The following is a 313-nucleotide window of genomic DNA, read 5'->3' as shown; positions in this document are numbered from 1 at the left end:
ACATTAGAGCAGTTTTTATACCAACACTTACACTTGATATTCCCGCTTCGTAGTTGGTATTAGACATGGAGCGAGCGTAGACATAATATATCATATTCGCATTCAATCCGGTAAAAGTAACACTGCTTTGCCATGCCGATAAACCAGTTCCATTACTCGCCGTACTTATGGCGTATTCTATGCTTTGCCCTGTAGTCGTTTGTAAACTTACCGCATTGACGGTAATACTGTTGCTTGTGGGTGAACCTTTTACATACGGTTGAGTTATCGTGGCTCCGGCGGCTTTGGTTATATTCGCCGTTACGTTTGCAGG

At 43.1% G+C, this 313-nt stretch carries 1 protein-coding gene; it reads right to left on the bottom strand.

Annotated features, from left to right (window positions below):
- The coding region (locus tag ACYVTD_RS18875) for a hypothetical protein (RefSeq protein ID WP_461249113.1) at positions 1-313 on the bottom strand (313 nt) is incomplete at both ends.

The organism is Treponema sp. R6D11 (assembly GCF_054786075.1).
This window is presented reverse-complemented; position numbering and strand designations above follow the sequence as displayed.